12 protein-coding genes and 1 pseudogene are annotated in these 12,185 nt (G+C 74.0%); 9 read left to right on the top strand and 4 right to left on the bottom strand.

The features are described 5' to 3' along the window. Together ACFPP6_RS27125 and ACFPP6_RS27120 are read right to left on the bottom strand one after the other, a co-directional pair. A pseudogene (locus tag ACFPP6_RS27125) lies at positions 1–319 on the bottom strand (N-acetyl-gamma-glutamyl-phosphate reductase); the annotation flags it as partial. 264 nt (positions 320–583) lie between these two features. Then, on the bottom strand, positions 584–1,414 hold the full coding sequence (locus ACFPP6_RS27120) for a PLL family lectin (protein ID WP_382047512.1): 831 nt from the start codon (positions 1,412–1,414) through the stop codon (positions 584–586). A gap of 902 nt (positions 1,415–2,316) precedes the next feature. On the opposite strand from ACFPP6_RS27120, the gene ACFPP6_RS27115 reads away from it, so the two are divergent. From ACFPP6_RS27115 to ACFPP6_RS27080, 8 genes are all read left to right on the top strand, one after another. Continuing rightward, positions 2,317–2,514, top strand: coding sequence for a hypothetical protein (locus ACFPP6_RS27115; RefSeq protein ID WP_058043136.1), 198 nt, complete (start codon positions 2,317–2,319; stop codon positions 2,512–2,514). A gap of 180 nt (positions 2,515–2,694) precedes the next feature. Continuing rightward, positions 2,695–3,336 (top strand): MauE/DoxX family redox-associated membrane protein, encoded by a 642-nt coding sequence (locus tag ACFPP6_RS27110; RefSeq protein WP_382047509.1) that lies wholly within the window; start codon positions 2,695–2,697, stop codon positions 3,334–3,336. A 20-nt stretch (positions 3,337–3,356) separates the two neighbouring features. Beyond that, positions 3,357–3,911, top strand: coding sequence for a TlpA family protein disulfide reductase (locus tag ACFPP6_RS27105; RefSeq protein WP_382047506.1), 555 nt, complete (start codon positions 3,357–3,359; stop codon positions 3,909–3,911). Next, positions 3,908–5,971: an ABC transporter ATP-binding protein gene (locus ACFPP6_RS27100; RefSeq protein WP_382047503.1), complete on the top strand. Its 2,064-nt coding sequence runs from the start codon at positions 3,908–3,910 to the stop codon at positions 5,969–5,971. Before ACFPP6_RS27105 ends, ACFPP6_RS27100 begins: the two co-directional genes overlap by 4 nt. Next, positions 5,968–6,459: a S26 family signal peptidase gene (locus ACFPP6_RS27095; RefSeq protein ID WP_382047500.1), complete on the top strand. Its 492-nt coding sequence runs from the start codon at positions 5,968–5,970 to the stop codon at positions 6,457–6,459. Before ACFPP6_RS27100 ends, ACFPP6_RS27095 begins: the two co-directional genes overlap by 4 nt. A 96-nt stretch (positions 6,460–6,555) precedes the next feature. After that, on the top strand, positions 6,556–7,380 hold the full coding sequence (locus ACFPP6_RS27090; RefSeq protein ID WP_382047497.1) for a hypothetical protein: 825 nt from the start codon (positions 6,556–6,558) through the stop codon (positions 7,378–7,380). A gap of 72 nt (positions 7,381–7,452) precedes the next feature. Next, positions 7,453–9,267, top strand: a complete 1,815-nt coding sequence (locus ACFPP6_RS27085) for a hypothetical protein (protein WP_382047494.1) — start codon at positions 7,453–7,455, stop codon at positions 9,265–9,267. Positions 9,268–9,271: 4 nt separating this feature from the next. After that, on the top strand, positions 9,272–9,703 hold the full coding sequence (locus ACFPP6_RS27080) for a DUF5955 family protein (protein WP_382047492.1): 432 nt from the start codon (positions 9,272–9,274) through the stop codon (positions 9,701–9,703). 40 nt (positions 9,704–9,743) lie between these two features. On the opposite strand, the gene ACFPP6_RS27075 is transcribed toward ACFPP6_RS27080, so the two are convergent. Beyond that, complete coding sequence (locus tag ACFPP6_RS27075; RefSeq protein ID WP_382047489.1) at positions 9,744–9,971, bottom strand: hypothetical protein; 228 nt, start codon at positions 9,969–9,971, stop codon at positions 9,744–9,746. Between the two features lie 255 nt (positions 9,972–10,226). On the opposite strand from ACFPP6_RS27075, the gene bla reads away from it, so the two are divergent. Next, a complete protein-coding gene (gene bla / locus ACFPP6_RS27070; RefSeq protein ID WP_382047487.1) occupies positions 10,227–11,141 on the top strand; it encodes a class A beta-lactamase in 915 nt (304 codons plus the stop codon). A gap of 28 nt (positions 11,142–11,169) precedes the next feature. Here bla and ACFPP6_RS27065 read toward each other — a convergent pair whose 3' ends face one another. After that, positions 11,170–12,066, bottom strand: a complete 897-nt coding sequence (locus tag ACFPP6_RS27065; RefSeq protein ID WP_382047484.1) for a universal stress protein — start codon at positions 12,064–12,066, stop codon at positions 11,170–11,172. Positions 12,067–12,185 lie beyond the last annotated feature (119 nt).

Here is a 12,185-nt window from a genome sequence, read left to right as displayed (position 1 = left end):
CCCCCGCGTCCTTCAACCGGAAGTCCGCACCGCAGTCGACGACGAGGACGTCCGGGGCCAGTTCGCGGGCGAGCGCCGCGGACTGACCGTGCGGCAGCGCGAGGAAGACGACGTCGTGCCCGGCGAGGGCCTGCGGGGAGGTTTCCTCGAAGGCCCTTCCGGCCAGCGGGGTGAGATGGGGCTGCACCTCCCCTACGGGCCGGCCGGCGTTGGAGGCGGCCGTCACCGCGCCGATCTCGACGTCGGGGTGCCCCAGCAGCAGCCGCAGCAACTCACCGCCCGCGTATCCACTCGCGCCCGCCACAGCTGTGCGCACCATGTTCCGTCCTTGCGTCGTTCATTGCCAGGGCAGGACGGAGTTGTACAGATGCACACAAATCCGCCTACCGAAGAAAGGCCGGGCCGGCATCGGATTCCGCGCAGCACTCCTACCGCCGTGCAGGGCAAGGCGGTCTCGAGGAGTGCAGGACGACACCCGAAGCGGGACTTAGCTTAGGCTAACCTAACCTGCATCGGGCAAGTGATCCACTTCGTTCGGCGGAAAGATCACATCGGCGGGCTCGCGCGGTGACGGAGACGCGCCTCAGTCGCACCGAGCGGTGGCGCAGAGCTGCCACTGCGAAGGCCACCGCCCGCCGGATATCCCGTCGTCCGGGGCCACTTCGGCGATCTGCCAGTAGCGGTCGCGGTTCCACTCACGGGCCGTCACCTTCAGCCGCCGGTCCGGGAGTTCGGTGACGGTGCTCGGCTGCCCCAGGCCGACGTCCGTCTCGGGCACCTTGCCCATGGCCGCCGCCGGGCGCCAGACGCCTTCGGAACTCGGCTGGGTGCGCGACTCCATGGAGCGGTCCGGCTTGCCGGAGGACGCCATGGCTATGAGCGTGCCGTTCGACCTTTTGAAGAGCGCGAGGAAGCCGTGGTACGGGGACGGCTGGAGACCGAAGTTCTCCGGGGTGGACCACTGCCCGCCCGCCGGCCCCTGCACGGAACGGCAGAAGCCTCCGTGGTCGAGCCAGAACACCTCCAGCCCGCCCGCCGCGTTCTCGACGGCGGTCACGAAGCTCGCCTTGGGGCCGACCGTGCCCGGGCCGACCCGCTCCCAGGCGCCGTAGGGGCCTCCGGGCGCCACCTGCGCGCGGTGCCACACGAACGGCAGGCCCTGGGTGGCGGTGGAGTCGTGGAACACCTGGAACTGATCGACGCGGCCGTCGGCACGGGGAACGGAGACCGGGCTGCCGGAAGCCCCGGTGGCGTTGCCCTGCGCGCCGAGGTCCACGCTGCAGCCGCCCGGCACCGCGGCGGCGGTCCGCGCCACGGGCGCCGCGGGTGCCGCAGGCGCGGCGACCAGAGCTCCCGCGCAGGCGACGGCGAGCGCGACAGCAGCACGAGTGACACTCCGGAAGGCTCTCCCCATGAGCGAACACGTACCCCACGCAGGCCACTTCACACATGCGTTCGCATTCCGCTCACCCGGCACGGGAGCATCACGCCGCGGATGCGCCCCGGGTCCGGCCGGGCTGCGGGCCGGACAGAACCGGCCTCGGCACACCCGGCCGCCCGCCTGCCCGCACCGCCGGGCAGAACGCGACGTCACCGCCGCCGCGGACGGCGGAACCGGCGCCCTGCCGGCCCACCGCACCCGGAGCCGCAGCCGCCCGGCAGGGCCCGATTACAGGCACGAACACCGTCGCGCCCGGACATGACAATGGCACGTGCGTCCGCACGGACTACGAGGAACAGGGGCCGGACGTCGACATGCCGTGCGCCGCGGCGCTCCGCACGCGGCGCGAGGGACGTCATGAAGTCCTGAACGAAGCCTGGGCGCCGGGCCTACCACGCCGCGCCAGGAAGTGGAACCACTACCTCGGCCCCTTGTGCGCCGGAGTGCAACCGTCGGCCGGAACGTGCCTCTCCCACTTCCCCGGCCGCCGCCCACCGGTGGCGGAGATGCACGGCGCGCACCGACGCTGGCCTGTGCGCGCACCTCCGGCCGACACGGAGGCGCGGATTCAGTCCCGGCAGAGGAATGTGCCGGTCCGGGCGGGGGCGCAGCGGGCCCGGCTGCTCGCTCCGCCCCGCGGGCCCGTGCACCGGAACCACAACTCCCGCGCTCCGCAAGAGCCGCTTCGGGCCACCCGCAGATCGGCCCGGCCTCCCCGGCCGGTGCGCCCACTCGGCCGGAAACTGCACTATCCGCCCCGCCACGGCCCGATGAGACTCGACCGGCGTAAGCACCGGGCCCCAACCCGGTTCCCACCCGATCCGATCGAGCCGGGTCACATCCGGTCAGATTCTGATCACGTGAGGAGTGTGTCGATGTACGCAAAGCTCACCGAGCTGGGCAGTCGCCTGCTCGGGAAGTTCGTGCCCGAGATCGATGCCGCGGCGGCCGAGCTCCTGGCCTGCCGTAACTACCCCGCCTGCTGGCAGTGCAGCGGCAAGTGCGGCTACAACGCACCCTGCTGGGCCTGCTGTAACTCCAACGGCTGCCCGACGATCGTCTGTCAGTGCTGACGATCGCGAGCACAGCACCGAGCACAGCAATGAGAACAGCACCGAGAGCAGCAATGGGACCAGCGCTGAGGACGGTGCCGAGAACAGCACTCTCCTGCCGACCGGCTGAACGTCCCGGCCGGCGATGACGAACCGCCCCGACCGGGAACCCCACGACGACAGCCGGAGGAGGAACACCAGGTGGGCTATCTGGCGATCGGAATCCACTGTCTGATCGGCGTGGTCTTCTTCGCCTCGTCCCTCGGCAAGTCAGCGGGGCGAAGGGCGTTCGACCGGTTCGTGGTCTCGGTGGAGGGCATGCGGATCATGCCCTCACGCCGGGCCCGGTCGGTGGCCCGGGCCGTGGTGGCCGCCGAGTGCGCGGTGTGCGTGAGCCTCGCCGTGCCGGTGACGGCCGCCACGGTGGCGGGACTGGTGATCGCAGCGGGGCTGCTGGCGGTCTTCACGGCCGCCATCGCGGTCTCGGTGCGGCGGGGAGTGCGCACGCCCTGCCGGTGTTTCGGCGCCTCGGCGAGCCCGCTGGGAGCGAGACACATCGTGCGCAACCTCGCCCTCACGGCCGCGGCGGTCACCGGCGCGGCGGCCGTCACCGCGCCCGGGACGACCGCCCCGGGCGGCGCCGCCGTGGCGGTGCTCGGCGGCCTGCTCCTGGGCGGGCTGGTCGCCGCGCTCGACGACATCCTCGATCTGTTCCGGCCCGTCGGCGGGGCCCCGGGTCCCGCCCCGCGGCCGGTGGTTCCGGCTGACTACCAACCCGTTCCGAACCCGCCCCGAACCGGATCCCGGCCGGCTCCGAGCCGGCTCCGGACCGACTCCAAGTGATCCCAGAGGAGACGACTTCCATGCCCGTCCTGATCGCGGCGGTGGTCCTGGTGGGACTGCTCTGTACGCTGGACCTGATCCTCACCCTCGGGGTGATCAAGCGGCTGCGGGACCACACCGCGATGCTGTCCAAGATGGCCGACGGCAACGCGCCCGGCAGACCGCCCGTCATCAAGGTCGGCGAAGAGGTGGGCGAGTTCCGGGCCGTCTCCACCGACGGCGAGGTGCTGACCCGCGAGTCGCTCTCGGGCGACACCCTGGTGGCGTTCTTCTCCCCCAGCTGCGGCCCGTGCCACGAGATGCTGCCGAAGTTCGCGGAGTACGCGCGGACGCTGCCCGGTGGCCGGAAGCAGGTGCTGGCCGTGGTGGTCGGCACGCCCGAGCGGGCCAAGGGGCAGGTCGCCGAGCTGAGCCCGGTCGCCCGCGTCGTGGTGCAGGGCAGCGAGCCCGTCATGACCGACGCCTTCCAGGTCATGGGGTTCCCGACGCTGCTCGAGGTCGCCTCGGACGGTGCCGGCAGGCCCGTGATCGCGCGCAACAACGTGAACCTGGATTCCCCCGCCGTAGCCGCATGAACGGGCAGGACCACGGCCGGCGGCAGGCGGCACCCGGCCCGGGCCCTGGGCCGGCTCCCGCACCCGGCCCCGGACCGGGCCCCGTCCCCTCCCCCGGGGCACCGGCCGGCCCGGGCACCGGCCCTGCCGGCGCCGCCGGCCTTCCGCCCGCGCCCTCCGGCGGCCTCCTGGCCACCGCCCGGCGGATCGCCGCGGCCACCGCGCTGGTGGCGAGCGCGGCTCCCGCGGCCCTCGCGTGCTACCTGGTGCTGACGCTGCTGGCCGGCGCCCTCCCCGTGGTCACCGCATGGCTGACCAAGCTGCTGCTCGACGGGCTGGGTTCGGGCGCCTCCCTCGGCACGCTGCTGGGCCTGGGCGCGGGGCTGGCCGCGGCCGGGACCGTCATCGCGGTCGTACCGCAGATCAGCCAGTACCTGCGGCGCGAACTCGACCGCAGGGTCGGACTGCTCGCCGACGACCGGCTGTTCACGGCCGTCGAGGGCTTCGCCGGCCTGGGACGCTTCGAGGACCCGCGCTTCCTGGACCGGCTGCGGCTCGCGCAGAGCTCCGGCGGCGGCATGCCCAACCAGGCCGTGGACGGGGCCGTCGGCATCGCCCGCAGCGCCCTCACCATCGGCGGGTTCCTCGGCTCCCTCTCCTTGCTGAGCCCGTGGATGACCGCCCTGGTGCTGGGCGCCGCGGTGCCCACGCTGGTGTCCGAGGTCGCCATGGCGCGGCGCAAGGCGCGCACGCTGTGGGACGTCGGCCCGGTCGAGCGCCGGCAGATGTTCTACAGCGAGCTGCTGTCGAGCGTCGAAGCGGCCAAGGAGATACGGCTCTTCGGCACCGGCGCGTTCCTGCGGGGGCGGATGCTGGCCGACCGGCGTACGGCCGACGCCGCCAAGCGCGCGGTGGACCGGCGGGAGGCCGTCGTCCAGTCCGGGCTCGGGCTGCTGGCCGCGCTCGTCTCCGGCGGCGGACTGCTGTGGGCGGTGGGCGCCGCGCACGCCGGCACCCTGTCGGCCGGTGACGTCGTCATGTTCGTGGCCGCGGTGGCGGGCATCCAGGGCGCGCTGGCCACCCTGGCGAGCGAAGTGGCCCGCTCGCACCAGGCCTTGCTGATGTTCGACCACTACCTCGGGGTCGTGGGGGCCGGTCCGGACCTGCCCGTGCCCCTGCAGCCGGTCGCACTGCCGCCGCTGACCCGCGGCATCGAGCTGCGCGACGTGTGGTTCCGGTACTCCGAGGAGCACCCGTGGGTGCTGCGCGGGACCTGCCTGCACCTGCGCCGGGGCGAGGTGCTGGCCCTCGTCGGGCTCAACGGCGCGGGCAAGTCCACGCTGGTGAAGCTGCTGTGCCGGTTCTACGATCCCGAGCGCGGCGCGATCCTGTGGGACGGCGTGGACATCCGTACGATCGACGTGGCGGAGCTGCGGCGGCGCATCGGCGCGGTGTTCCAGGACTACATGCACTACGACATGACGGCGGCGGAGAACATCGCCCTCGGCGACCTCGCGGCGCTCGGCGACCGCCCGCGGATCGAGGCGGCCGCGGAGCGCGCCGGCATCCACGCCAAGCTCGCCGGCCTGCCGTACGGGTACGACACGCTGCTGTCTCGGAGGTTCTTCATGGAGTCCGACAAGGACAACCCGGAGACGGGTGTGGTCCTCTCCGGCGGCCAGCGGCAGCGGCTCGCGCTCGCCCGCGCGTTCCTGCGGGACCAGCGCGACCTGATGATCCTCGACGAGCCGTCGGCGGGGCTCGACGCCGAGGCGGAGCACGAGATCCACACCGCGCTGCGGCGGCACCGCGGCGAGCGGACCAGCCTCCTCATCTCCCACCGCCTGGGCGCGGTGCGCGACGCCGACGTCATCGCCGTCCTGGAGGACGGCCGCGTCGTGGAACAGGGCCCGCACGCCGAGCTGATCGGCTCCGGCGGCCGCTACGCACGCCTGTTCGCCCTCCAGGCCGCCGGCTACCGGGCCGAACCCGAATCCGACACCGATGCCAGGAGCGGTGCCGGTAGCGGTTCCGGCACCGACGCCGGAACCGAGCCCGCGTTCACCGGGGAGCCCCGGTGACGGCCGGGCCCGTGCTGCGGAGGCGGCTGCGCGGCGCGGCTGCGGTCGCGGTGGGCGCGGCGCTGGGTGCGGCCGTGTGCCTGGCGCGCGGCCTGGTCGTGGTCACCGTCCGCGGCACGAGCATGGCGCCGGCCTTCCGGGACGGCGACCGCGTCCTGGTCCGGCGCGGCCCGCGGCCGGCCGTGGGCCAGGTCGTGGTGGCCGAGCGGCCGGCGAGCGGCGGCAGGTGGCCCCGCCCGCCGGTGCGCGCCGAGGCGGGCGCGGCCGGTGTGCACGGCCGCGACTGGCTGATCAAACGCGTGGCCGCGCTCCCCGGTGACCTCGTCCCGCCCGACTGCGTCCCCGCCCTGGCCACGGCACCCGAGGAGCGCGTACCGCCCGGCAAGGTGGTCCTGCTCGGCGACAACGGCAGGGTGAGCCTCGATTCGCGGGAGGTCGGCTACTTCCCGCTGGAGCGCGTCCTGGGAACGGTGCTGCGCCGGCGGTGACGGGACGACAACAGGAGGCCGGTCTGCCGTATTTCCCCGGGAGTTGACAGTGTGCGCCGACCGCACGACAGTGCGGAAGAGCGACGGGGGAACGGTATGGCCGAGGACGACGACGGCGCACCGATGCGCTGGGACAGCGAGGCCCGCCGGGGCGCGGGCGGTTGGGTACCGGTGTCCGGGGGTTCCGCTCGGGCCGGAAGCACGGCGAACGGCGGCGGTCCTGCGCCGCCGGGTGCCCGCGGGTCGACCGCGTCACGGAGATTCGTCCTGCTGGCGGCCGTCGGGGCGGTGACCTCGGCGGTGGTCGTCCTGGTCGTGGTCAAGGTCTTCGTCTCGGGCTCGCCGGCCGGCCAGGAGCCGTCGCCCGGCGGTCCGTCGGCCTCGTCGGCGGCGCACAGCGCGACGCGGAGTGCGGCACAGCCCGAGGATCCGCAGGCCTCGTCCCTCTCAGCGGAACCGCCCGTCACGGGGCGGGCCCAGGCAGCGGCCCTGGACGCGCTGCTGACGAAGAGCGCGGCGGACCGCGAGAAGGTCACCGACGCGGTGAACGCCGTCGAATCGTGTGCCTCCGGTGCGGCCGTCGCGGCGGCCGGAGCCGATCTGGACGCGGCGGCGGTCCGGCGTGACGGGCTGGTCGGGGACCTGTCCCGGATCGCCGTGGACGGGATCGAGGGCGGCCGGGCCGCGGCGCAGGAGCTGCGGACGGCCTGGCGGCGCTCGGCGGAGGCCGACCGGGCGTTCGCCCGCTGGGCGCGGGACGCCGCGGGCTGTTCCTCCGGCAGCGTTCCCCACGGCTCCGCGTACGACCGCGGGGTGGCGAGCAGCGGCCTCGCGACGCAGGCCAAGCAGGAGTTCCTGCGGAGGTGGGCGCCGATCGCCGGCCGTTACGGGCTGCCGGTGCGCGACCACACCCGTATCTGACGGCCCGGCAGCCCGCGTCCGTCCGCCCCTTCTCTCCCTCACTGTCCGCCCTGACGGAAGGTTCTTCCGACGATGAGCCAGGATCCCCAGAGCCCCCTCCGCCAGCTCATCGAGGCGCAGGCGGGCAGCCGCCCCGGTGACGCCACCGCCTACCTGCGGGGCGCGGCCCACCTCGACCGTGACTTCCGCGACGCGGTGATCGCGGAGCTCGCCGAGAACCCGTACCGCGTCCCTCCGCCCGCCTACGGGGTGGACCTCGTGGCCGTGCTCAAGGAGTGCTTCGTGGCGCGGCGCCGGGCCACGCTCCGCGGGGCGCTGATGCTCGCCGTTCCGGTGCTGCTGCTTCCGGTCGACGCGGCGGGCGTGTTCCTGTGCGTGGGCCTGGTGCTGGTCGCAGGCGTCTTCCGGCTCGCGGCACGCGCGATGGCGAGTGGCACGGAGCGCGGCGCAGGCACGGCGGGGCGCGCCCGCTCCGGCCCCGTCACCCGTCTGCTGACCGGGCTCGTCGTGCTGGCGGTCGTCGCCTTCCTCGGCGCCCGGCTCCTGAGCGGGATCGGCCCTCTGCTGTCCGAAGTCGTGCGGCCCCATCTCCCGGCCGTACTGTTCGTCTACGCCCTCTGGACGGCGATCGCGGCAGTGGACGCGTACCTCCGGACGTCCCTGCTGCACCTCCTCGCCACCGGCCGGGCACCGGAACACCCCGACGGCCAGGGCTCCACCGCGACCCGCATCGCACAGCTGCGGCGCCAGCAGGCCGACCCCGACGTCATCTACAGCGACTACGCGCCCTTCGTGGGGGCGGGGGTCGAGGTGGACTCCTGGTCCTTCGCGATCGAGCTGATCCCCCGGACCGGCGCGGCCGTGCCCACGCTCCGCCTCCCGCAGCCCGGCGCCGCCCCGGCGGGCCCTGGTGCCGCCCCGGGCGCCGCCGGCTTCACCGTCCCCGCGGTGCACGCGCGCATACGGGCCGAACTCCTGCGGCTCGGCGCGGGCGGGGAGTACCCGGGCGACCGGCTGCACGGCATCCACGTGGACGACTACGTGATGAAGGGCGGTCTGAGACTGGGCCCGGCCGCGGACTGGAGCGGCACGGGGCCCGGCACGGCGTTCGCGCGCATGGCGCCGTTCGCCCGGCGCCAGGCCGCCGAACGGCTGCGGCTCGCGCCCGGCGTGCCGGCTCCCCCGACGTGGTGGCCGGACAGCCTGGACCTGGCCGCCGAGGAACGGCTGCGGCACTACCTGACGACCCGGGTGGGCAGCTGGGAGGACGAGGTCGTCCTCACCGTCTTCAGCCGGGTGCAGCTGCAGGGCGGTCTGCTGTTCCTGGAGTCGCGGGCCTTCCTGCTGCCGCCGATCGCCCGCACGTACCACGGCATCGACAAGGTGATGCCGCCGTCCGACGCCTCGGACTGGCTCTCGCTTGCGGGCGACGCCCTGGTAGCCGCCTTCCGGCTGGCCGGGGAAGCGCCGCGCGACCTCGTCGCCGTTCCGCGGACGGCCGTGCGCACCGCGCGGAACCGGGCCTGGTACGGGCGGATGTGCCGCACCGACCGCGTGGTCGACCACGGGCCCCGGTACTCGGTCCGGGAGCTGGCCGCGGAGCCCGAGTACCAGCAGCTGTTCCAGGAGATGGACGCCCAGCGGTTCCTCAAGAGCATCAAGACCCGCACGCTGACGGCGGTGCGCGGCAGCCTGCGGGACGCGGGGTACCGCACGGACGAGTACGACGCGCGCGCCAACGTCGTCTTCGACCGCTCGGTGCACGTGCACGGGACGGTCTCCGGGAACGTCCAGACGGGCGACGGCGCGAACGCCTCGCACCAGACCGTCACCACACCCCAGCCCCACGTCGGCCCGAGCTCCGGCGGCGCTTCTTCAGGGAGTTGACGCGATGACCTCCACTCAGCGGGACGGGAACGGCGACGCGCCCCGGGACCACACGCGCGGCATCGTCGTCCACGGCACCTTCAGCGGCAACGCGCAGACCGGCGACCGCGCCAGGGCGGAGTACGTCCACCACGCGGCGGGGGCGTCTGGCCGGGATGCGGAGCCGGCCGAGGTACGGGAGCTGCGGCAGGCCGTGGAGGCCCTGCGCGCCCAGCTCGCGTCCCTGTCCGCCGGCAGCACGCCCCTGCCGTCGCCCGCCCTTCAAGCGGCGCGGTCCGCGCTGGACGAGGTGGACGACGCGCTGCCGACGGCCGACGAGCCGGCGCGGGGGCGGATCCAGCGGGCGGTGTACGCGGTGGCCGGTGCCCTGGCCTCGGCGGCGTCGCTGACGGAGGGCGTCAGGGCGCTGCGGGAGGCGGCGGCTCCCTGGTTCTGAGGGCCGGCCCGCCCCATGACCCTCAACGTCAGGTCCAGGGTCAGACATACCCCTCGGGGATGGTCGCACCGATGATCGCGGTCAGTTCGGCGAGGAGCGTCTGCCCGGTCCCGTCACCGCCGTACTCCTTCGGCACGAACACCTCCACGAAGGCGGCGCGGTGGTCGGCTATGCAGCGGACACCGCCGCCGGGCAGCTGCTCCACGAACCACCTGACGCCGCCGGTCTCCCACACGGGGGCGTAACGGTCGAAGCCCTTGGAGCCCACCGTCAGGCCGCGGCGCCGGTCGCGGACGACGATCCGGCGGCGACGAGCAGCGCCGCCGCGACGACGGGCAGACCGCGTGACCCGCGGGTCCAAGGCTGCTGCACCGGGCGCTCCTCCATGCGTACAAGTGCGTACAAGCGAGTACCAATGAGGCTGGATCACACGGAAGTGGAACCAACCGCACCACCCGTGGCGTATTGACTGTCGACCAGGCCGTGCAAGTCACGCCATGCAGGACACAAGGAGAATACGATCTTGAAGAGCATAGGTGCACTGCCCTCCCGCCGCACGGTTCTCACCCTCGGCGCCGGCACCGCGCTGGCCGCCGCCATGTCCACGGGCGGGACGGCCTACGCATCGACGCCCGCCGGGGACCGGATCTCCCGTCAGCTGCGCGCGCTGGAGCGCGAGCACTCCGCCCGCCTCGGGGTGTTCGCCCGCAACACGGTCACCGGCAAGACCGTCGTCCACCGCGCCGACGAGCGCTTCCCCATGTGCTCGACGTTCAAGACGCTCGCCGTCGCGGCGGTCCTGCGGGACCTCGACCACGACGGCACGTTCCTCGCCAAGCGCATCCACTACACCGCCGAGTACGCCAAGGCCTCCGGCTACGACAAGATCACCGGCGAGGCGAAGAACGTCGCCAACGGCATGACCGTCGAGGAACTCTGCGGCGCCGCCATCTCCTACAGCGACAACGCCGCGGCGAACCTCCTGCTCACCGAGCTGGGAGGCCCGACCGCCGTCACCCGCTTCTGCCGCTCCGTCGGCGACGGCACCACCCGGCTCGACCGGTGGGAGCCCGACCTGAACTCGGCGGAGCCGGGCCGGATCACCGACACCACGACCCCCCGCGCCATCGGAAGGACCTACGCGCAGCTCGTCCTCGGCAACGCCCTGGACGCGGCGGACCGCAAGCGGCTGACCGGCTGGCTGCTCGACAACACCACCAGCGACCAGAAGTTCCGCGCCGGCTTCAAGGGCTGGACCGTCGCGGACAAGACCGGCTCCGGGAGCTACGGCACCAGCAACGACGTGGGCATCGTCCGGGCCCCGAAGGGGTCGCCGGTCGTCGTCTCCGTCCTCACGACCAAGCACGACCCCAAGGCGGCGGGGGACGACGCGCTCGTCCGCAAGGCCGCCGAGCTCCTGGCTCCCGTCCTCGCCTGACGGCCGGCCGGGTGGTCCCGCACCCGCCTCAGGGCTGCGGGACCACCGCCACCGGGCACGGGGCGTGGTGCAGGGCCGCATGGGCCACATGGCCGATCCGCTGGGGGACGTGCGGCCCGGAGGCGTGCCGCCCGACGACCAGGAGGGCGGCGCGTTCGCAGGCGGAGAGCAGCACCTGCGCCGCGCTCCCCAGTTCGACGTGCTCGACGACCTGGACCTGCGGATGGCGTTCGCGCCACGGCTGGAGGGCGTCGGCCAGCCGCTTCCTCTCAAGTGGTTCGAGGCCGCCGGCCTCGTCGGCCAGCCGCATGGACGCCGGGCTCCAGGCGAACACCGGGGGAATCGACCAGGCGCGTACGGTGCGCAGGCTCGCTCCCCGCGCCGCCGCGGCCTCGAAGGCGAACTCCAGGACGGCTCCGGCCTCCTCCTCCGCCCCGGGCACGCCCACCACGACCTCGTCCGCATCGGGAACGGGCCCGGCGGCCGCCCCTCCGGGGCCGGCGAGCGGCTCTCCCCGGTCGCCGGCCGGGTCGCCCTGGCTGCGCACGAGCACCACCGGCCCCCGTGCCTGCCGCAGCACGTGCAGGGCGATGGAGCCGATCAGATAGCCGATCAGCGCTCCGTGCCCGCGCGAGCCGAGCACGAGCATGTCGGCCTCGGTCGCCTCCGCGACCAGGGCGGGAACCGGGTCGGCGGGCAGCAGCCGGGCCGTCACCGGCACCCCGGGGCTCCGGGCGGTCACCCGGGCCCGGGCCTCGCGCAGCAGCGTCTCGGCCCAGCGCTGCTGCACCTCGGTGTCCGCGGTGACGGGCAGGTCCAGCGGCTGCCACACCCAGGCGTGGACGAGGCGCAGCTCCATGCCCCGGCGCTCCGCCTCGGCGGCGGCCCAGTCCGCGGCGGCTCTGCCGTGCTCGCTTCCGTCCACGCCAACGGTGATCACGCCGGACACAAGGCCTCCATGGGGCGGGCGACGGTTTCTCGTTGTGGCCACTGTCCGGCCTGTCCGCCACTGTGGCAGGGACCGGAGGCCGCGGCCACACGGAC

It is taken from the genome of Streptomyces aureoversilis (assembly GCF_042657885.1).
GTDB lineage: Bacteria > Actinomycetota > Actinomycetes > Streptomycetales > Streptomycetaceae > Streptomyces > Streptomyces aureoversilis.
This window is presented reverse-complemented; position numbering and strand designations above follow the sequence as displayed.

Excerpts from the sequence above, each read along its gene's own strand:
- ACFPP6_RS27080 (WP_382047492.1), top strand. The coding sequence starts at position 9,272 with ATGACCTCCACTCAGCGGGACGGGAACGGCGACGCGCCCCGGGACCAC.
- ACFPP6_RS27105 (WP_382047506.1), top strand. The coding sequence starts at position 3,357 with ATGCCCGTCCTGATCGCGGCGGTGGTCCTGGTGGGACTGCTCTGTACG.
- ACFPP6_RS27115 (WP_058043136.1), top strand. The coding sequence starts at position 2,317 with ATGTACGCAAAGCTCACCGAGCTGGGCAGTCGCCTGCTCGGGAAGTTC.
- ACFPP6_RS27100 (WP_382047503.1), top strand. The coding sequence starts at position 3,908 with ATGAACGGGCAGGACCACGGCCGGCGGCAGGCGGCACCCGGCCCGGGC.
- ACFPP6_RS27085 (WP_382047494.1), top strand. The coding sequence starts at position 7,453 with ATGAGCCAGGATCCCCAGAGCCCCCTCCGCCAGCTCATCGAGGCGCAG.
- ACFPP6_RS27120 (WP_382047512.1), bottom strand. The coding sequence starts at position 1,414 with ATGGGGAGAGCCTTCCGGAGTGTCACTCGTGCTGCTGTCGCGCTCGCC.
- ACFPP6_RS27090 (WP_382047497.1), top strand. The coding sequence starts at position 6,556 with ATGGCCGAGGACGACGACGGCGCACCGATGCGCTGGGACAGCGAGGCC.